Here is an 18,937-nt window from a genome sequence, read left to right as displayed (position 1 = left end):
CGTAACTTCTATCGTTGTGCAAATATGGAAACGAATGACGCTCTCAAGGCCTTGTCGGCGCTGGCGCAGCGCACGCGACTGGCGATCTTTCGGCACCTGGTGGGGGTCGGTCCCGACGGCGCCTTCGCCGGCGATATCGCCGAGGCCCTCGGGGTCTCGCCCTCGACGCTCTCCTTCCATCTCAAGGAGCTCGCGCACGCCGGTCTGGTGTATGGCGAGGCACATGGCCGGCACGTGCATTACCGCGCCGATTTCTCCCGGATGCGCGGCCTGGTGGATTACCTGACCGCGCATTGTTGTGATGACCAACCCGAGCTTTGCCGTCTGCCGGACGATGCGGGGCGATGCTGACCTTGGGCTTGCCGCCTCAGGACGCGAGCAACTGTAGCCAGGCGGCCAGTGCCAGCAAGGTGAGCGTCAGCACGGGGACGGTGAGCACGATGCCCACGCGGAAATAGTAGCCCCAACTGATGGTCATGCCCTTGCGTGCCAGGACGTGCAGCCACAGCAAGGTGGCGAGGCTGCCGATGGGCGTGATCTTGGGTCCCAGGTCGCTGCCGATGACGTTGGCGTAGACCATCGCCTGCTGGGTCAGGTCGGTGACGTCACTGGCGTCGATCGACAAGGCGACCACCAGCACGGTTGGCATGTTGTTCATCACCGAGGAAAGCCCGGCGGCGATGAAGCCGGTGCCCAGTGTGGCGATCCACGGGCCATGCCCACCCAGCCATTCCAGGCCGCCGGCGATCATGTCGGTGAGTCCGGCGTTGCGCAGGCCATACACCACCAGATACATGCCCAGTGAAAACACCACAATGTTCCAAGGGGCGTCGCGGAGCACCTTGCGGGTGTGGATGTGATGACCGCGCTGGGCGATCACGAACAGGATCAGCGTGCCGAGAGCGGCGATCACGCAGACCGGTACGCCCAGCGGTTCGGCCACGAAAAATCCCACCAGCAAGAGCCCCAGTACCCACCAGCCGGCCTTGAAGACCGCCGGATCGCGGATCGCCTCACGTGGCTTACGCAGGTCGCCGAGGGCATAGGTCGAGGGCACCGCGCGTCGAAAGAAAAGGTACAGCATGCCGAGCGATGCGAGCACCGAGACGATATCTACGAGCACCATGACGCCCGCATACTCGCCGAAGGCGATATCGAAATAGTCCGCCGAGACGATGTTGACCAGGTTGGAAATCACCAGCGGCAGGCTGGCGGTATCGGCGATGAAGCCGGCGGCCATCGCGAACGCCAGTGTCGCACCGGCGCTGAAGCCCAGGGCGATGAGCATCTCGAAGACGATCGGGGTGAGGATCAAGGCCGCGCCATCGTTGGCAAACAGCGCCGCGACCACGGCTCCGAGCAGTACCACCAGGACGAACAGACGACGCCCCCGGCCGTTGCCCCAGCGGCCGATATGCAAGGCCGCCCATTCGAAGAAGCCGGCCTCGTCGAGCAGCAGGCTGGTGATGATGATGGCAATGAAGGTGAAGGTGGCGTTCCAGACGATCGACCACACGGCGGGAATGTCCGCGGGGTGGATGACGCCGGTGAGCAGCGCGACCAAGGCGCCGGCGCTTGCGCTCCAGCCGATCCCCAGGCCACGTGGCTGCCAGATGACGAGAATGAGCGTGGCGATGAAGATGGGCAGGGCAAGTAGCATGCTATGTCCGAAGCGGATGAGTGGCTTACGATGGTTCTATATTTAAATAATTATCGAAATGTATCAAGCCTTCAAGCTGGAGGCCTCAGTCACCCCATCAGCCGATCTGAATATGGCCCTCGGCATAGCGCATGCCGCCAGTGCGCCGTGTGGCGAGGAAGTAGCCCAACGACAGCGGTCCGACACGACCCAGTAGCATGGTCAGGATCAGCATCCATTGTCCGGGGCTTGAGAGCTCCTCGGTGATGCCACGTGACAGTCCTACGGTGCCGAATGCCGAGACGCTCTCGAAGGCCAGATCGAGAAACGTCTGGCGGCTATCGGTGATAGTGAGCACCAGCAGCGTCACGAACACCAGCGCGACCCCGGAGAGTGCCACGGCGATGGCCTTCATCACGGTCTGCTGAGAAATGGAGCGTCCGAAGGCTGCGGGTTGCGTGCCGCGCAGGAAGGCTCGGGCCACCAGGATGAGGACGATGAAGGTGGTGAGCTTGATGCCGCTGGCGGTAGAGCTCGCGCCGCCGCCGATGAACATCAATAGCATGGTGAGCAGCGACGAGGCATCGGTCATGGCGGCGGTGTCTACGCTGTTGAAGCCTGCCGTGCGCGGCGTCACGGCCTGGAACCAGGCGGCCTGAAGTTTGTCGCCGAGACTTTCCAATCCGCCAAGTGTGGCGGGGTTGTGCCACTCAAGGCATCCCAGCGCCAACATGGCGACGAGGTTGACGGCCAGCGTGGCGCAAAGCACCACCTTGGTCTGCATCGAAAACCGGCCCCATCGACGCTTCTCACGCACATCGCTGATGACCACGAACCCCAGCCCGCCGACGATGAACAACCCGCTGACGACAAGCGTCACCAGCGGGTTACCGGCGTCACGCGTCAAGCTATCGGGCCACAGCGAGAAGCCGGCGTTGTTGAACGCGGACACGGCATGAAACAGGCTCGCCCAAAGCCCTCGTGACCAGCCAAGCTCCGGTACCCAATGCAGCGCCAGCAATACGGTGCCCAGCGCCTCGACCACCAGGGCAAAAGTGACCACCATGCGTACCAGTTGCGAGAGCGCACCGAACGAGGTTTCGCCGAGTGCCTCGCGCACCAGCGTTTGTTGCTGCAAGGGAAGGCGCGCGCCCAGCAAGAGCAGCGTCAAGGCGCCGAAAGTCATGAAACCGAGCCCACCGATTTGGATCAGCACCAGTAGGATGACCTGACCCAAGGTCGTAAAACTGCTGGTGTCCATGACGGCCAAGCCGGTGACGGTGATCGCCGAGGTCGCCGTGAACAGCGCCTGATGCCAGGCAAGCGGTTGCGTCGCGGCCCCGGGTAGCATCAATAAACCGCTTCCCAGCAGACACAATAGGGTAAAGCCTAGCAGCAAGGATTCCGGCGGGGAGAGTCGTAGGACACGCCCGTGCGGCGCATGCCGGAACGGACGCGTCAGACGCTTCCAGAGATGCATGCTCAGCGTTCTCCTCGGTTGCCGAACGCCCAGGCACGCTGTGACGGTACGCCCATCATAATTTGTTGCCGAGCTCGCGCAGGGCGGCGAGATCGCCCATCAACACGAGGTGGTCGCCGCAGACGAGGGCGGTGTCGTGCCCCGGTGCACGGATCACCTCGTCGCCTCGCTTGATGGCCACTAGCTGGAGCGCGCGTTCATCGATCCCCAGATTGGCGACAGTCTCGCACTGCTCGGTGAGGCGCTCGGTGGTTTCGATTTCGACGATGAATTCGCGTTCGCCGAGACGAATGAAATCGACCATGGCATGATAATTGAGGCTTTCGGCGACGCGGATGCCGCTATCGTATTCGGGGTAGACGATATGGTCTGCGCCGAGGCGGTCGAGTAGTTTGTGATGAGCGTCGGAATGCGCCTTGGCCCAGATTTCGCGTGCTCCGAGTTCCTTGGCGTGCACCGTGCAGATCACGCTGGCCTCGAGATTGCCGTCGACGTCGATGATCACGGCGTCGTAATTCTCGAGGGAAAGCTCGGCGAGGGATTTCTCGTCGGTGACATCGGCAATGACGGCATGATCAAGGCACTCGGCCAGCGCATCGACACGTGACTCATCGCGGTCGACCCCGAGTACCTGATTGTCATGGCGCTTGAGTTCGCGCGCGACCGTGCTGCCGAAATAGCCGAGCCCGAGAATGGCGAATTGGCGTGACATGCGGCCTCCTTGGCTGTCGCCCCATTGCCGCCACACGCAGGCGGCGCTTCGTGGGCAGCTTCGCATATGCCGAGGCTCGGCTCCAGCGCACGACGATGGTATGGCACGCGGTTCGCGAAATGCCAGTGGAAAACGGTAGAATCACGCAGTGGCAAGTGCTCGCGCCGCGCTGCATGAACCACAACAATAACCCTTCAGGTGAACCATGACGGCAAGACAGCAACCGAAAAATCTTTGGATCGGCCGCTGGGGCTTCGTGCTGGCGGCGACGGGCTCGGCAGTGGGCCTTGGCAATATCTGGAAGTTTCCCTACATGACCGGCGAGTACGGCGGCGGCGCTTTCGTGCTCGTCTATCTGGCCTGCATTCTGTGCATCGGGATCCCCGCGATGATGACCGAGATCGCATTCGGGCGGCGCGGTCGCGGGAGTCCCATCGATGCCGTCAAGCGCGTGGCGCAGGAGTCCGGACGCGGCAAGATCTGGTCCGGCTTCGGCTGGATGTCGATGCTCGCCGGCTTCATGATCCTGTCCTTCTACGTGGTCGTCGCCGGCTGGTCGCTTGCCTACCTGTGGAAGGCGATCAGTGGTGGCTTGCAAGGCGGTAGTGTCGACGACATGGCGGCCATCTTCGGCGCCAATAACGCCAACCCGCTGACGCTGGGGGCGTGGAGCACGCTAGTGACGGTGGTGACCATGTTCATCGTCGGCAAGGGGGTGCAGGAAGGCATCGAGCGCAACATGCGCTGGATGATGCCTGGCATGGTGCTGTTGCTGTTGGTGATGATCGTCTATGCCATGTTCTCTGGCGGCTTCGGCGAGGCGGTGACGTTCCTGTTTTCCTTCGAGGTCGGCAAGCTGTCGAGTGAGGGCCTGCTGGCGGCGATGGGGCATGCCTTCTTCACGCTGTCGCTGTCGGCGGGGGCGATCATGGCCTATGGCGCCTACCTGCCTGATAACAAATCCATCGCGCGTACCACTTTCACCGTGGCGATCTGCGACACGTTGATCGCGTTGATGGCGGGGCTAGCGATCTTTCCGGCGATTTTCGCCAACGGTATGGATCCGGCTAGCGGTCCGGGGCTGATCTTCATGAGCCTGCCGCTGGCCTTCCAGCAGATGCCGCTGGGTAGCGTGCTGCAGGTGATCTTCTTCGTGATGCTCAGCGTGGCGGCACTGACCTCGGCAGTGTCGATGATCGAGGCCACCGTGGCCTGGCTGACCGAGCGCAAGGGCATGAGTCGCAAGGCGGCGGCCTGGAGTAGTGGCATCGTGCTCTGGTTGCTGAGCACCTTGGCCATGCTGTCGTTCAATCTGGGTGCCGATTGGACCTTCGCCGGCAAGAATTTCTTCGATTGGCTCGATTATCTGACCTCGCGCTGGATGATGCCGCTAGGCGGTCTAGGGCTCTGCCTGATGGCGGGCTTCCTGCTCCGCGATGAGATCTTCCGCGACGAGCTGCGTCTTTCCAAACGTCAGCATGCCTTGTGGCTGTTGATGGTGCGTTATGTCAGTCCGCTGGGGATCGTGCTGATCTTCATCGACGCCCTGGGCGTGATGAGCATCGACATAGGCAGCCAGTGGCCGTGGTTCCTCGCGGTGCTGGTGGTGATTGCCGTGCTCGGCGAAATGCTGAGCCCGCGCGTGAGACGCCAGTTTACCGGCTGATCGCCGTTCGAACGTCATATCGTTGGCGCATGATGACAATGCCCGGCCTTGTTGGCCGGGTATTGTCGTTGTGAGCACCGTCGTTGTGGGAAGCGCTTGGATTACAAGCGTGAAGCGTCAGTCAACGATTTCCCAGGTGACGTTGACACCGGCGTCGATGGCGATTTCCCCGGCGCGGTATTCCGGCGCTGATTTAGCGTCAGCGGACTCAGCGCGCATCATCATGGTACGCGGTGTGTAGGTGGGGGGCTGCGTTTCCTCGACATTGGTCACATCGCCGAGCTTGACCTCGAGGGTGTCGGCCATCAGTTCTGCCTTGTGTCTGGCGCGCTCGAGGGCTTTTGACAGCGCCTTGTCGGTAGCCGCGTCGCGGTCCTTCAGGTCGTATTCGACGCCATCCAGTGCATCCACGCCAGCGGCGGTCAGCGCATCGAGAATGCGCGGCAAACGTTCGAGATCGCGGATCGTCACGCTGACGGGACGTTCGACCTGGGTCCGCACCTGATCTTCCGCATCGTCGCTCTGTTGTGAGCGCGAGATGATCTCGGGACGGACATTGAGTGAGCCGGCTTGAATGTCGCGGCTCTCCACGCCGGCGTCTTCCAGGGCGCGAATCAAATCGCCAGTACGTGATTCCAGTTGGTCGCGTGCGTCGCCGAGGGCCTGAGTGTCATTGTCCGCCTCGCTTCGGGCTACGGCGGGGGTGCGCTCCCACAAGCGAGCGTTGAGTCGCGCCATGTCAGGCGCCACGTCGAGACTCGATTGTGCCTGTACGTGAAGCTCATGCGAGGTCTTGGGCCCGGGCTTGGCCTGTGCCTGGGGCACGGCGATCAGCAAGGCGCCGAACAGCGCCGTCGCCATGAAAGGAAGACGAATATCCTTGCGCAACATGTAAACCTCCTGTCGACATTGAAAAGCTGAGCCGCCGCCTAAGCCAACGGCTCATGCGAGCATGCTATCCTGCATGCCCGAAAGTGGCTATGGGAGTCGTGAGGTTGCGCCGTATTTGCTCGTTTCTTGCATATCTGCTGACGATGGTCGCGCTGTTATCGCCAGGCACGGCACTGGCGGCGCTCGAGGTGACCGATGATGCCGGCAACACGGTCACGCTCGAGGCCCCCGCTGAGCGCATCGTGGCGCTGGCGCCGCATATCGTGGAAATGCTCTATGCGGTAGAGGCCGGCGAACGGCTGGTGGGAGTGCTGCAGGGCAGCGATTATCCCGAGGCGGCCAAGCAGGTATCTCGTGTGGGCAGTTATCGCGGCATCGCGCTGGAGGCCATCATGGCCCGTGAGCCAGATCTCGTGGTGACCTGGCGCAGCGGCACGCCACGCAGCGTAGTCGAGCGTCTCAACGCTCTCGGTGTGCCGGTCTATGAGAGCGAGCCACGTCATCTCGACGATGTGGCGGAGGACCTGCGTGACCTGGGGCGCCTAACCGGCCACTCGAAGGCGTCAGCGCAAGCGGCCGAGGCGTTCGAATCGCGCCTCGCTGCCTCGCGGCAAACGCTCAAAGAGACGCCGCGCGTGTTCTATCAATTGGGGCACAACCCGCTGACCACGCTGGGCGATGAGCATATCATCACCCAGGCGATCCGCCATTGCGGGGGGAAACCACTGTTCGCCAATCGCTCGGTGCTGGTGCCCGAGATCGGGCGCGAAGCGTTGATCGAGGCACGTCCCGAGGTGATCCTGTCGGCCGCGCGTAGCGATGATTGGCAGCGCGCTTGGCAAGGCCAAGACTGGTTGCCGGCGGTGCGCGAAGGCCACCTTTACACCCTCGACCCCGATCCCATCAGCCGTCCTGGTCCACGCCTCGTCGAGGGCATCGAACAGGTCTGCCAGGCCCTCGAGCGGGCGTCACAATCGCCTTGAGCAAGACACTCAATAGTCAATGCCGCGGCGCGCTTGGACGCCGGCGTTGAAGGCGTGTCGTACCTCCTGCATCTCGGTGACGGTATCGGCCATGTCGAGCAGTTCACGATGGGCATTGCGCCCGGTGACGATCACGGTCTGCTCGGCGGGTCGGTTGGCGAGCGCTTCGCGGACCGTGGCGATGTCGAGATAGCCGAACTTGAGCATATAGGTGATTTCGTCGAGCACCACGAGATAGACCTCGGGGTCGCTCAGCAGGCGTGCAGCATCCGCCCATACGGCTTGGCAGGCCTGGGTGTCCGACTCACGATTCTGCGTCTCCCAGGTGAAACCGGTGGCCATGATATGCACGCTCAAGTTGGCGTCGTCTGCGAGGCGTTCGCGCTCGCCGCATTCCCACATGCCCTTGATGAACTGCACCACGCCGGCTCGGTAGCCATAGCCGAGGGCGCGGGTAACGGTGCCCCAGGCGGCGGTGGTCTTGCCTTTACCGTTGCCGGTGAAGACGAGCAGCAAGCCGCGTTGCTCGGTGGCGGCGGCGACTTTCTCGTCGACATGCGACTTGAGGTTGCGCATGGCGTTGCGATGGCGGGACTGACGGTCGGTCATGACGTATTCTCGGGTAAAAGAAGCAACGTAACGCGACGCGGACCTGCACCACAACGTTGTAGACATGCATGATTTACAGACGCTGTTCGAGTTCTCGCCACAGGCTACGATAGGCACGCGCCGCAGGGGATGAGCGCGCGAACTGCGTGACCGGCGCGCGCTCAAGTCCCATACGTTCGACCGCACTGGCGTTGGGAATGGTCGTGGTCAGCATCAGTGGCCAATCCTGTTTGAGGGTAGCCATGACCTCGAGATGGAGTTTCTTGCGGCGATCGGCGAGCGTAAAGAAAGGCCACACCGGGCAGGCATGATCGGCCTCGTCGAGATGCTCGCGTAGTTGCTCCAGGGTGCGCAGCGAGAGCGTCGTCGGCACGGTGGGTACCAACAGGGCATCGACGCTCGAGAAAACATGCTCGGAGAGCGTGGAAATGCTCGGTGGGCAGTCGAGTATCACCAGGTCGTAATCGTCGTGTACCGGTTTGAGTATCTTGCGCAGCCGGCTGAGCTTGCGGCCTTCGAGCAGGTGGTCCATCTCCCGCGAGCCGAAAGACGCCGGCAGCAGGTCGAGATCGGGGATTTCGCTGGTACGAATGACCTTGTCGAACGAGGCCTTGCCCTTGACGAGCTTGTCCACGCCGCCGCGCACCTTGGGCTTGACGCGTAGATAGAAGGTGGTAGCCGCTTGTGGATCGAGATCCCAGAGCAGTACGCGATAGCCGGCCTCGCTCGCCAGCATGGCCAGGTTGACGGCGGAGGCGGTTTTGCCCACGCCGCCTTTAATACTGTAGAGGGCTAGCATTTTCATCACGATTTCTCCCGGGCAATGGCGCGTGGGCACGGTGACAGCCAGTTGTGACATTCATGTGTCAGCCAAACGCTTCAGTGAAGATTGTGCCAGCGATTCGTCAGGACATAACGCGGTATCATGGATAGCCCTTCATTATGTGATGATCGTCAGGCATCAAGGGGAGGATAGTCGTGGCGCTTGGGAGGCGACGGTGGAAATACTGAGACGGCGTATCGAAAACCAGATCATGGGCGTGACCGGCATGGCGCTGGGCAATATCGACTATGAACACCCGTCGGGCGACCCCGGCCTGTTTGGGCCTCAGAGCGTATGCTGGCGCGTACATAGCGATTTCACCTCGATGCTTTGCGGCGGCATCAGCTCGTTGATGTTGCAGATGCTGCATCCGCTGGCGCTGGCCGGGGTATGGGATCACTCCAACTTTCGCGACGACATGCTCGGTCGGCTACGGCGCACCAGCCAGTTCATCGCCGCGACCACGTTCGCCTCCACGGCGGATGCCGAGCGTCTCATCGACCGGGTACGGCGCATCCACGACGATGTCATCGGGGTCGCCCCCGACGGTCGGCCCTATGCTGCCAACGATCCGGATTTGCTGACCTGGGTGCATGTGGCCGAGGTCAGTCGCTTTCTCGCCGCGCATCTGCGTTATCGCAACCCTGACTTGAGTGCGGCCGATCAGGACCGTTACTACGCTGAAGTGGCACGTATCGCCGAGGCGTTGGGCGCGCGTGATGTGCCGCGCACACGCGGTGAGACCGATGCCTATCTCGAGGCGATGCGTCCGCAGCTTCGTTTCGATGACCGTACTGAAGAGGTGTTTCGGCTGCTGATCGGGGCGCCGGCCCCCCACCCGTTGGCGCGCCCACTAGTGGCGTTGACGATGCGGGCTGGGGTCGACTTGCTACCTACCTGGGCAGCCGAGATGGCTCACCGCGGCATGCCGCGCTGGCAGCGCCATACCGTGCGGGCGGGTGTACATCGGCTGGTACCGATCATGCGTTGGTCGGTGCGTAATGGCGCCTCGAGCCGTGCACGGCGACGCGTCGCTGGGGCTACGACGATGGCGGCTGAGTCACCGACGGAGCATGACCGTACTTGAGCTCGAACTGCTCGGTCATTTCCTGACAGCGTTCCTCGGTGGTGTGCCGTTGGCGATCGGTCATCTCCGGCGCTGCCATCGACTGCCAGCATTGCGCGATGCCGCGGTCCTCGCCGGCTTCATCTTCCGGGGTCGCGCCCTGGCTGATGAAATAGATGATGATGGCGTACACCGCCACGATGAAGGCGATAGCGCCGACGATCAGGCCCAGGCAGCCCAGCTTGTTGGCACGTCGCGGCGTCGTGTCGCGCGAGGATGAGGCGTCTTTCACGGCGGGCTCTTTCTTCGTCGATTGAATGCGTTCCGAGATTATAACAAAGCAGGGCTCGGATACGGGGCGGCGCAATGTCGCGTTCTAACATATCGCCAGACTAGGTGCGCTCTGCTTGGGTCGCCAAGACGCGGTTGCTATCATGCGTTCATGAACGCTACACCGCTCCCGCCGCGCCCCGCATCCCTCGACGATCCGCTTTATTATCTGCATAACTTCCGCAGTGCCTTGCGCTGGATCGAAGCGTGCTACGTGGATCTGTTCGATGACGAAGAGCGCGACTTTCTCACTCGTTTTGAAACCTTGCCCGAGCCCGCGCAGGCGCTGTGGGTGCGTATGGTCATGCGCAAAGGCGATACTTTTCGTGACGACCGGCTCGACTATGCGGAAATCGGAACGTCGTCTTCGGCGATGGTGGCGTTGATCGAATGCGAATGGGTGGAGGACGATCCGCCTCTATCGCTGGCGGCGCTGTGGTCCTTGCTGACCAAAGCCGAGATCGGCCGCCATCTGCACGGGCTGTTGCGGGATCACGGCCTCACGCGTGGCGCGCGCAAGGCGGACATGCTCGAGGTGCTCGCCGAGGCCGACCTTGGCGAGCATTCGCTGACCGCATGGTGCCCCGAGATTCCCTTCAAGGTGGTGCGCATGACGCGCATGGCGCTGTGTGAGCGGCTGCGCTTGATGTTCTTCGGCAACCTGCATCAGGACTGGAGCGAGTTCGTGCTTGCCGATCTTGGCGTGCGCCGCTTCGAGCGGGTACCGCTGAGTCCTGCCTCGCGGGCCTTTCAGCGCCGCGAAGACATTCACACCTACGTACATCTGCATGCCTGTCGCGAGCGCCTGGAGGCTGGCGAGCCGATTGCCGACATACTTCATGACGTGCCGGCGGCGAATGACAATCCATGGCTGGAAAACCGGCGTGGCAAGCTGTTGTTTCTGCTGGCTCGGGCGCGTGAGCGCGAAGGTGCGCTGGAGGCAGCGGCAGGCCTTTACGCGCAGAGCGTTCATCCCGGTGCCCGTGGGCGCCGCCTGCGCATGCTGGAGCGCCAAACCTGCCATGCCGAGGCTTTGGCGCTGGCCAACGACGCCGCAGCGGCGCCGGAAAGCGAGGCCGAACGTCAGCAGTTGGACCGCCTGTTGCCGCGTCTGCATCGCCGTCTTGCACTCGCGCCGCCGTCCGTGACCGAGGAACCGGTACCGCCGCGCCTGGAGATGACGCTACCCCGTACGGCGTCGGTGGAACGCGCCGTGGCGGCGCATCTGTCGTGCGAGTCGATGCCGGTCTACTACGTCGAGAACGCACTGATCAATGCACTGTTCGGTTTGCTGTGTTGGGAGGCGGTGTTCGCGCCACTTGCTGGGGCCTTCTTTCATCCGTTCCAGCGTGCTCCCGCGGATCTGCTGCGCCCCGAGTTCGCGTCGCGTCGCGAGACGCTATTCGCACAGTGCTTGGCACGTCTCGAGGTGCCCGAGGGCGAGCATGGCTATCGCGCCGTGATTCGCCGTACCTATCATGACAAGCACGGGCTCGAATCCGCTTTCGTGCAGTGGGAGGCGCTCGATGAAGCGCTGCTGGAAATGGCGCTGGCGTGTCTGCCGGCGGCGCATCTGCGGCTGTGGTTCGAGCGTCTGCTGCGCGATGTACGTGCCAATCGAGCAGGCATGCCGGACCTGATCCAATTTCGCCCCGAGCAGGGCGACTACCGGATGATCGAGGTCAAGGGACCGGGCGATCGTCTGCAGGACAATCAACGCCGGTGGCTGGCGTTTTGCGCGCGTCACGCCATGCCTCTCGATGTCTGCCACGTGACGTGGGCGTCATGAGCGAGGCAGTGGATTATACGGTAGCGGTGCGCAGCCTGTGCGATTTCACCGCCAAGCGCGGCGATCTCGACTTGCGTTTCACGCCGTCGCCCAGCGCTGAAGAAGGCATCGAAGGGCATGCCCGAGTGGCCTCGCGTCGCGACGCCCATTATGAGCGCGAAGTCGCCTTGAGCGGCGTCTACTGGAGTGCTGCCGGGCAAGGCTTGCGCGTGCGTGGGCGTGCCGACGGTTTCGATCCGCAACGTGGACGCTTGGAAGAGATCAAGACCCATCGCGGTGACCTGACGCGTCAGCCGGAGAATCATCGTCATCTGCATTGGGCCCAGCTGCGCCTTTACGGCTGGTTGCTGTGCGAGGCGCGAGGCCTCGACGAACTCGAGCTGGCGCTGGTGTATTTCGATATCGCCCGCCAGGTCGAGACGCCGCTCGTCGAGCGTGTGGACCGTGAAACCTTGCGTCATTTCTTCGAAGCGCAATGCGCGGCGTTCCTCGATTGGGCATTGCAGGAAACCGCGCACCGTACGGCACGCGATGAGGCGCTTGCCGCGATGCGTTTTCCGCATGCGAGCTGGCAGGGTGAGCAGCGCACGCTGGCGGAAAACGTCTACAAGGCGGCCAGTACCGGGCGCGCGTTGCTGGCCCAAGCGCCGACGGGCACCGGCAAGACGCTGGGCACACTCTTTCCTATGCTCAAGGCGATGCCCATGCAACGCCTCGATGGCCTGTGCTATCTCGCCGCCAAAACCCCCGGGCGACAGCTGGCGCTGGATGCGCTGAGCCCCGTGGTGGAAACGACGCCGCTGCGCGTGCTGGAGCTGACCGCGCGCGACAAGGCCTGCGAGCATCCCGATCTTGCCTGCCACGGCGAGTCCTGCCCGTTGGCGGCGGGCTTTTTCGATAAGCTGCCTGACGCACGGCGTGCATTGATCGCCGGAGGCGACTGGGATCGCACGCACGTGCGCGATGCCGCCTTGGCGCATGGCGTCTGCCCGTATTACCTGGGGCAGGAAATGGCGCGCTGGAGCGATGTGACGGTGGGCGATTATCACTATTACTTCGCCAGCGGCGGCTTGCTGCATTTATTGACTCAGGCCAACGACTGGCGCCTGGGCGTGCTGGTCGATGAGGCGCACAACCTGGTCGAACGCGCGCGTGACATGTACAGCGCGAGCCTCGATCAAGGCGATTTACGCGCCCTGATACGCGAGAAACCTGCCGGCGTTAGCGCCGCGCTCAAGCAGCTCAATCGCGAATGGAACGTGCTGGGCCGCGAGTGCGTCAACGAGCATACCGCACTCGAAAATGTGCCCGAGGCGTGGCTCGCGGCGTTGCAGCGCCTGGTAGGAACGATCGGGCAAGTGGCGGCCGAGCCGCCTTATACCTTGTCACCGGCCTTGCAGCGTTTCTATTTCGATGCCTTGAAGATGGTACGCGTCGCCGAACTCTTCGATCGTCACTTCGTGTGCGACATCGCCATGCGCCCGGGCCACCGCGGCACGCGCCATGCGCGCCTGAGTCTACGCAACATCGTACCGGCGCCATTGCTGACCCCGCGTTTCAAGGCGGCGCATGCCAGCGTGCTGTTTTCGGCGACCCTGACGCCCGAGCGTTATCAGCGCGATCTGCTGGGGCTGCCCGAGGACAGTGTGTGGCTGGACGTGGCATCGCCCTTCGCCAAGGAACAGCTCAGCGTGCATATCGCCCGGCACATATCCACGCGCTTTCGCGACCGCCAGGCATCGCTGGCACCTATCGCCGACTTGATCGCCGCCACTTATGCGCGTAGGCCGGGTAATTATCTGGCCTTCTTCAGCAGCTTCGCTTATCTGGAGGATGTCGCCACGCGTTTGCGCGAGGCGCACCCCGAGGTGCCGCAATGGCAGCAGGGGCGGGGCATGGACGAAAAGGCACGGACGGATTTCCTGGCGCGTTTCACGTCGGACGGGTGCGGAGTCGGGTTCGCGGTACTCGGTGGGGCCTTCGGCGAGGGCATCGATCTTCCAGGGGAGCGACTGATCGGCGCCTTCATCGCCACCCTGGGGCTGCCGCAGGTCAATCCGGTCAACGAGCAGCGTCGACGCTATCTACAGGCGATGTTCGGCGCTGGCTACGACTATGCTTACGTTTATCCTGGCGTGCAGAAGGTGATTCAGGCGGCCGGGCGTGTGATTCGTGGACACGAGGACCGAGGCACGATTCATCTGATCGATGACCGCTTCGCCGAGCCCCGCATTCAGGCGTTATTGCCGTCGTGGTGGCACGTCACCCAAAACGTTGACAACCAGGCTCGCAACCCGGGCGGTGCTTCTCTAGGGTAGGGCGCACATGTCGCAGAGAGTGTTTACAAAAGGACTGCGCTCGACAATTCGGCGTTAATATCGGCCTTAAAATACTCATTTACCCCACGTAAACTCCGTGTTTTCGTCCGATTTTGCCTTGTCTTGACGTCGCTCGCCTATTTTGTAAACCCCCTCTCAAGGACGAGTAATATGAGTTTGATGCTGAGCGTGGCGCTATTCGCCGGATGCGCACTGGTCATTGGCGTGGTCGGGACGCGCCTGACCGGCGTGGTGGACACGCTGGCCGATCGTACTGGTATCGGGGAGGCCATTGCCGGGGCGGTGCTGATGGGTATGGCGACCTCGTTATCCGGCATCGTGCTGTCGGTGACGGCGGCCTGGAAGGGTCAGCCCGAACTGGCGATGAGCAACGCCGTGGGCGGTATCGCTGCACAGACGCTGTTTCTCACCTTCGCCGATGCGGCGCTACGACGTGTCAATCTTGAGCATGCGGCGGCTTCCATCGGCAATCTGGCGCAGGGCACGTTGTTGATGTGCCTGCTAGGCATGTTGCTGGTGGCGCGCTATTCGCCGGAATGGACGTTGTGGGGTATTCACCCGGTCACGCCGCTTCTGTTTCTGGGCTATGTGTATGGGCTGCGCATCATCGATGAAGTGCGTAGCCAGCCGATGTGGATGCCGCGACGTACGCGTGAGACCCGCGAGGATGCCCCGGATGACGAAGCCCAGCGCTATTCCTTGACCCGGCTGTGGGGCGCGTTCGCCGCTCTGGCCTTGTTGCTGGGCGTATCCGGCTGGGTGATGGAGAAAGCGGCGACGACGCTGGCGACGGAAACGGGCATGAGCCAGACCGCCGTAGGCATATTGTTGACCTCGGTAGCGACCTCTTTGCCCGAGCTGGTGACCGCCGTGGCGGCCGTACGTCGCGGGGCACTGACTCTGGCCGTAGGCGGGATCATCGGCGGTAACGCCTTCGACACGCTGTTCGCCGCCGCCTCGGATATCGCCTATCGCGACGGTTCGATCTATCACGCCGTTTCCGATCAGACATTACTGTGGATCGCGCTATCGGTTCTGATGACGGCAGTATTGCTGCTGGGGCTGGTGCGTCGCGAGAAACACGGCCCGGCACGCATCGGCTTCGAGAGCGTGGCGCTGGTGCTGTTGTACGGCGCCGGAGTGGCGATGGTCTTCCACGAGGCTTCCTGAATCGCGTGATGCGATGCAGGCGGCCACCTCAGTCGAATAGGTCGCCTTGGGCATGGGGCGCGCGAAATGCACTGGTGTCGAGTCCCATCTCGGTACGGTTACCGATGCCCAAACGCTGGCAGGTCGTGCGAAAGCGCTGTGCCAGCAGTTCCGCGAACACACCTTCGCCGCGCATGCGATGGCCGAAGCGGGCATCGTAGTCCTCGCCGCCACGGCACTGGCGGATCAGGCTCATGACCTTGTCGGCACGCAACGGGTAGTGCTCGTTTAGCCAGGTTTCGAAAAGTGGCGCGACCTCATGCGGCAGGCGCAGCAGCATCCAGGCGGCGGTGCGCGCGCCGGCGCCGTGTCCGGCCTCTAGTAAGGACTCGAGTTCGTGATCGGTCAGCCCCGGAATCACCGGCGAAATCAAGGTGCCCACGGGGATGCCGGCTTCGCTGAGTTCGCGGATGACCTTGAGGCGCGTGCGCGGTGCTGCCGTGCGTGGTTCCAGCGTCCGCTTGAGGTCATCATCGAGGCTGGTCAGGCTGACGAACACACGCACCAGCCGGTGCTCGGCCATCTCGGCGAGCAAGGCCTTGTCACGCAGGATCAAGGCGCTCTTGGTGACCAGCGTGACGGGATGGCGGGTATCCAGCAGCAATTCCAGCAGGGCTCGCGTCGTGCCGCGTTCCGCTTCCAACGGCTGATAGCAATCGGTGTTGCCCGACAGGTTGATCGGCCGACAGACATAGCCGGGTTTGTCGAGTTCATCGCGCAGTCGCTCGACCATGCCGGTGCGCGCGATCAGCTTGGTTTCGAAGTCGAGCCCCGGTGACATGTCCCAGTAGGCATGGCTGGGACGTGCGTAACAGTAGATGCAGCCGTGCTCGCAACCGCGATAGGGATTCAACGAGCGATCGAAGGACAAATCCGGCGAGTGGTTCCAGGACAGCGCACTCTTGGCGGGCTCGTCACGCACTTGCGTCGCCAACCGTGCGGGCGTTTCTTCCTGCCACCAGCCATCGTCGACGGCTTCACTGACCGTGGGTGAAAAACGATTGTGAGGGTCGAAGGTTGCGCCTCGGCCCTTGCGGGCGAGGGAGCGGTCTCTGGGCGTCGTCATCATGCAATGCCTTGACTGTATATATAAACAGTATAGGCGTCATTTAGGTGGGTTCAACCCGGCTGGCGAGGTGTCAGCCTGGCGGATAGCCCAGGGCATCGCGCAAGCGTTCGGCATGCGCGGCGACCCACGTCGGGTCGATGGGCCCCCAGTCGCGGATGACGTAACGCCCGATATGATGCCGGGCACCGGCCTGCTGTTCGAATTCGCAGTGAATATCCAACTCGATCAGCGCGTTGACGGTATCCTGGGCGGTTCGGCGTGGCATACCCGTGGCCTCGATCAGTGCCGGGATGCTGGCCGTGCCACCGGCGATCAGGTGTGCGACGTATAAGCGACGATAGAAGCTGCTTTGCGTCTTGCTGAGTGTCATGGGCGTTCTCCTGTAAAGGGTCATACAGCATAACGCCCCACCCCATAAAGGGGCAGGGCGCCATGCGGTGTGCAGCGTAGGAAAGACGAATCAGAAGCGCAGCGTCACACCGCCTTCCACGTAGCGATCCTGGGTGTTGTAGCCGTCGACCAATTGGTATTCCTTGTCGAAGGCGTTCTCGACCTTGGCTGACAGCTCGACCATCGACGTGACCTGCCAGGCGGTACGCAGATCGACGACGCCGTAGCCGCCTACTTCCTGACCACCATAAGAAGTTCGTTCGCTGAAGGCCCAAAGGGTGGAGCCAACACTCCATTCATTATTAATTTTGTAATCCGTGTCCAAACGCGCATAGTGCTCCGAACGATTCAGCAAGCGGTCCCCTACTGAAATGCCGGCATAATTATCCGACCAGCTCCGTACTTCGGGATCCTGAAACGTAATCGAAAGCTGTGTTACCAACCGCTCTCCATGCCAGCCGCCGCTGAGCTCAAGGCCACGAATTCTAGCCTCATCTATATTTCGATAAGTACCGTTAGGAGATGCTCCCGTATAAACGATCATATCCTCGATACGATTCTGAAAAGCCGTGACACGTGTCTTCCAGTCGCCTTGAGAAAAAGCCCAGAAAGCTTCTAAGCTCTTGGATTCTTCAGCGTCTAAGTCTGGATTGGGATTATAGGTGCCATACATATCGCTCAAGCTGGGAGCCTTGAAAGCTGTGCCATAACTAACACCCAAACGCTGATTTTGAGTTATCTGATAGGCATAGGCGGCGTTGCCTGTTGCTTTGTTACCGAACAGGGAGTCGTCGTCATAGCGCAAGGAACCGGAAAGCTCGTGGGCACCGTAGGTGCGCTGCATCATGCCATAGATGCCGTAATTTTCGCGGCTATCCTTTTGGTATGATTCTCCCGCCCGATTATTGAAATCAATATTGTCGTGACGATAGTCGACGCCCAGCACGTCAACGCCATTGTCACGGGTGAAACGGTGCTGTAGCCCGACCTCATCGCGGTGTGTTTCAGTCAGGCTCTGGCGTTCGCCCGAGTAGCGCTCTTCGCGTTGCTCGTCGAAATGACCGGCGGTGATCAGCATCTGCCAGTCCGGCTGGAGCTGGACATCGAGCTGGCCGCCGAAGGACTGCAGATAGCCTTTGGTAACACAGTCCTGAGAGGCGGGGAACGAGCAATTGTCGTATTCGTTCTCGAAGTTCTGCCGCAGGGCATTGACGCTCACCTCGACGTCGTCGTTGACGCGATGCGAAAGCCCCAGTTGCGCGCCTTCGCGCTCGAAGCCGTCGCGTTCGCCGCTGTCATCCGCCTGCTTGGCATTGAAACCGTCGCCGTCGCGGTGAAAGAGCGAGGCGTTCAAGCGGGTATCGTCGTCGCCGGTGGCGACCCAGGCGCTCTGGCGTTGGGTGCTGTCGCTGCCTGTGCTTGCCTTGAGTCCGCCTTGCGTGCCGGAGGCCGTGCCATGCCGGGTAAAAACCTGAATGACGCCGCCGATAGCGTCGGCGCCATAGGCAGCAGCCCGCGGCCCGCGGACGATTTCGACACGTTCGATGGCCTCGAGTGGCAGCATTTCCAGGCTGGCGCCACCACTGGTGGCTGAGTTGATGCGCACGCCGTCGACCAGCACCAGGCTGTGGTCGGATTGGGTGCCGCGCATGAACAGGCTGGAGAGCGTTCCCGGTGGTCCATTCTGGGCGATTTCGATGCCCGCACGGCCTTGCAGCAAGTCGATGATCGAACCAGCCTGACTGCGCTCTATGTCATCGCGGTCGATGACGGTGGTACTGGCCAGCACATCGCTTTGCGATTGAGGTAGCCGATTGGCGGTGACCTGAAGGTCGGATAGTCGTTGATCGCCCTGCGCCTGTGCACTGCCCGCCATCACGAGGGCCAGCCACAGCAGATTCTTTTTATGCAACATAGAAAAACGCCTCATCAGCGTAAGAAA

General features: G+C 62.2%; 17 protein-coding genes. 7 read left to right on the top strand and 10 right to left on the bottom strand.

Features of this window, described 5'->3' with window-relative positions; all coding sequences use genetic code 11:
* Positions 1-24 precede the first annotated feature (24 nt).
* Entirely contained in the window at positions 25-351 is a 327-nt protein-coding gene (locus tag L1075_RS00840) for an ArsR/SmtB family transcription factor (RefSeq protein WP_246939179.1), read from the top strand.
* Positions 352-367: 16 nt separating this feature from the next.
* Here L1075_RS00840 and L1075_RS00835 read toward each other — a convergent pair whose 3' ends face one another.
* The 3 genes from L1075_RS00835 to L1075_RS00825 form a co-directional block, all read right to left on the bottom strand.
* Complete coding sequence (locus L1075_RS00835) at positions 368-1,660, bottom strand: arsenic transporter (protein WP_246895200.1); 1,293 nt, start codon at positions 1,658-1,660, stop codon at positions 368-370.
* 97 nt (positions 1,661-1,757) lie between these two features.
* A complete protein-coding gene (locus L1075_RS00830; RefSeq protein ID WP_075369149.1) occupies positions 1,758-3,119 on the bottom strand; it encodes a TrkH family potassium uptake protein in 1,362 nt (453 codons plus the stop codon).
* A gap of 55 nt (positions 3,120-3,174) precedes the next feature.
* Positions 3,175-3,831: a potassium channel family protein gene (locus L1075_RS00825; protein ID WP_246939177.1), complete on the bottom strand. Its 657-nt coding sequence runs from the start codon at positions 3,829-3,831 to the stop codon at positions 3,175-3,177.
* Between the two features lie 205 nt (positions 3,832-4,036).
* On the opposite strand from L1075_RS00825, the gene L1075_RS00820 reads away from it, so the two are divergent.
* On the top strand, positions 4,037-5,497 hold the full coding sequence (locus L1075_RS00820; protein ID WP_246939175.1) for a sodium-dependent transporter: 1,461 nt from the start codon (positions 4,037-4,039) through the stop codon (positions 5,495-5,497).
* Between the two features lie 117 nt (positions 5,498-5,614).
* On the opposite strand, the gene L1075_RS00815 is transcribed toward L1075_RS00820, so the two are convergent.
* Positions 5,615-6,388: an SIMPL domain-containing protein gene (locus tag L1075_RS00815; RefSeq protein WP_246939173.1), complete on the bottom strand. Its 774-nt coding sequence runs from the start codon at positions 6,386-6,388 to the stop codon at positions 5,615-5,617.
* 89 nt (positions 6,389-6,477) lie between these two features.
* Here L1075_RS00815 and L1075_RS00810 point away from each other — a divergent pair, with 89 nt between their 5' ends.
* The gene (locus L1075_RS00810) at positions 6,478-7,371 is read left to right on the top strand and encodes a cobalamin-binding protein (protein ID WP_246939170.1); all 894 of its coding nucleotides are present in this window, start codon (positions 6,478-6,480) and stop codon (positions 7,369-7,371) included.
* 9 nt (positions 7,372-7,380) lie between these two features.
* On the opposite strand, the gene cobO is transcribed toward L1075_RS00810, so the two are convergent.
* Entirely contained in the window at positions 7,381-7,980 is a 600-nt protein-coding gene (gene cobO / locus L1075_RS00805) for a cob(I)yrinic acid a,c-diamide adenosyltransferase (protein ID WP_246895204.1), read from the bottom strand.
* Between the two features lie 73 nt (positions 7,981-8,053).
* Positions 8,054-8,785, bottom strand: coding sequence for a ParA family protein (locus L1075_RS00800; RefSeq protein ID WP_246939166.1), 732 nt, complete (start codon positions 8,783-8,785; stop codon positions 8,054-8,056).
* Positions 8,786-8,978: 193 nt separating this feature from the next.
* Here L1075_RS00800 and L1075_RS00795 point away from each other — a divergent pair, with 193 nt between their 5' ends.
* Positions 8,979-9,890, top strand: a complete 912-nt coding sequence (locus L1075_RS00795; RefSeq protein ID WP_246939163.1) for an oxygenase MpaB family protein — start codon at positions 8,979-8,981, stop codon at positions 9,888-9,890.
* Here L1075_RS00795 and L1075_RS00790 read toward each other — a convergent pair.
* Positions 9,844-10,161: a hypothetical protein gene (locus L1075_RS00790; protein ID WP_052445088.1), complete on the bottom strand. Its 318-nt coding sequence runs from the start codon at positions 10,159-10,161 to the stop codon at positions 9,844-9,846. The two genes, L1075_RS00795 and L1075_RS00790, sit on opposite strands and share 47 nt — an antisense overlap.
* Before the next feature lie 150 nt (positions 10,162-10,311).
* Between L1075_RS00790 and L1075_RS00785 the strand changes: the two genes are divergently transcribed.
* The 3 genes from L1075_RS00785 to L1075_RS00775 all read left to right on the top strand — a co-directional run bounded on the left by L1075_RS00785 (position 10,312) and on the right by L1075_RS00775 (position 15,497).
* Positions 10,312-11,988, top strand: a complete 1,677-nt coding sequence (locus L1075_RS00785; protein ID WP_246939160.1) for a VRR-NUC domain-containing protein — start codon at positions 10,312-10,314, stop codon at positions 11,986-11,988.
* The gene (locus tag L1075_RS00780) at positions 11,985-14,306 is read left to right on the top strand and encodes an ATP-dependent DNA helicase (protein ID WP_082021360.1); all 2,322 of its coding nucleotides are present in this window, start codon (positions 11,985-11,987) and stop codon (positions 14,304-14,306) included. Before L1075_RS00785 ends, L1075_RS00780 begins: the two co-directional genes overlap by 4 nt.
* A 171-nt stretch (positions 14,307-14,477) precedes the next feature.
* A complete protein-coding gene (locus L1075_RS00775; RefSeq protein WP_040243796.1) occupies positions 14,478-15,497 on the top strand; it encodes a sodium:calcium antiporter in 1,020 nt (339 codons plus the stop codon).
* Between the two features lie 28 nt (positions 15,498-15,525).
* Here the strand turns inward: L1075_RS00775 and L1075_RS00770 are convergent, their stop codons facing one another.
* The 3 genes from L1075_RS00770 to L1075_RS00760 all read right to left on the bottom strand — a co-directional run bounded on the left by L1075_RS00770 (position 15,526) and on the right by L1075_RS00760 (position 18,910).
* The gene (locus L1075_RS00770; RefSeq protein WP_246939157.1) at positions 15,526-16,602 is read right to left on the bottom strand and encodes a PA0069 family radical SAM protein; all 1,077 of its coding nucleotides are present in this window, start codon (positions 16,600-16,602) and stop codon (positions 15,526-15,528) included.
* Positions 16,603-16,675: 73 nt separating this feature from the next.
* Entirely contained in the window at positions 16,676-16,975 is a 300-nt protein-coding gene (locus L1075_RS00765) for a winged helix-turn-helix domain-containing protein (protein ID WP_246894833.1), read from the bottom strand.
* Positions 16,976-17,065: 90 nt separating this feature from the next.
* Entirely contained in the window at positions 17,066-18,910 is a 1,845-nt protein-coding gene (locus L1075_RS00760; protein WP_246894834.1) for a TonB-dependent receptor domain-containing protein, read from the bottom strand.
* Positions 18,911-18,937: the final 27 nt, after the last annotated feature.

The sequence above is a fragment of the Chromohalobacter beijerinckii genome, from assembly GCF_023061185.1.
In the GTDB taxonomy this organism is placed as follows: Bacteria; Pseudomonadota; Gammaproteobacteria; order Pseudomonadales; family Halomonadaceae; genus Chromohalobacter; species Chromohalobacter beijerinckii.
Note: the sequence above shows the minus strand (reverse complement) of the source record. Positions and strands in the feature narration are given on the sequence as shown.

Bases quoted from the DNA above. Each gene is read 5' to 3' on its own strand.
- L1075_RS00840 (WP_246939179.1), top strand. From the start codon at position 25: ATGGAAACGAATGACGCTCTCAAGGCCTTGTCGGCGCTGGCGCAGCGC.
- L1075_RS00835 (WP_246895200.1), bottom strand. From the start codon at position 1,660: ATGCTACTTGCCCTGCCCATCTTCATCGCCACGCTCATTCTCGTCATC.
- L1075_RS00830 (WP_075369149.1), bottom strand. From the start codon at position 3,119: ATGCATCTCTGGAAGCGTCTGACGCGTCCGTTCCGGCATGCGCCGCAC.
- L1075_RS00825 (WP_246939177.1), bottom strand. From the start codon at position 3,831: ATGTCACGCCAATTCGCCATTCTCGGGCTCGGCTATTTCGGCAGCACG.
- L1075_RS00820 (WP_246939175.1), top strand. From the start codon at position 4,037: ATGACGGCAAGACAGCAACCGAAAAATCTTTGGATCGGCCGCTGGGGC.
- L1075_RS00815 (WP_246939173.1), bottom strand. From the start codon at position 6,388: ATGTTGCGCAAGGATATTCGTCTTCCTTTCATGGCGACGGCGCTGTTC.
- L1075_RS00810 (WP_246939170.1), top strand. From the start codon at position 6,478: ATGGGAGTCGTGAGGTTGCGCCGTATTTGCTCGTTTCTTGCATATCTG.
- cobO (WP_246895204.1), bottom strand. From the start codon at position 7,980: ATGACCGACCGTCAGTCCCGCCATCGCAACGCCATGCGCAACCTCAAG.
- L1075_RS00800 (WP_246939166.1), bottom strand. From the start codon at position 8,785: ATGAAAATGCTAGCCCTCTACAGTATTAAAGGCGGCGTGGGCAAAACC.
- L1075_RS00785 (WP_246939160.1), top strand. From the start codon at position 10,312: ATGAACGCTACACCGCTCCCGCCGCGCCCCGCATCCCTCGACGATCCG.
- L1075_RS00780 (WP_082021360.1), top strand. From the start codon at position 11,985: ATGAGCGAGGCAGTGGATTATACGGTAGCGGTGCGCAGCCTGTGCGAT.
- L1075_RS00775 (WP_040243796.1), top strand. From the start codon at position 14,478: ATGAGTTTGATGCTGAGCGTGGCGCTATTCGCCGGATGCGCACTGGTC.
- L1075_RS00770 (WP_246939157.1), bottom strand. From the start codon at position 16,602: ATGACGACGCCCAGAGACCGCTCCCTCGCCCGCAAGGGCCGAGGCGCA.
- L1075_RS00765 (WP_246894833.1), bottom strand. From the start codon at position 16,975: ATGACACTCAGCAAGACGCAAAGCAGCTTCTATCGTCGCTTATACGTC.
- L1075_RS00760 (WP_246894834.1), bottom strand. From the start codon at position 18,910: ATGTTGCATAAAAAGAATCTGCTGTGGCTGGCCCTCGTGATGGCGGGC.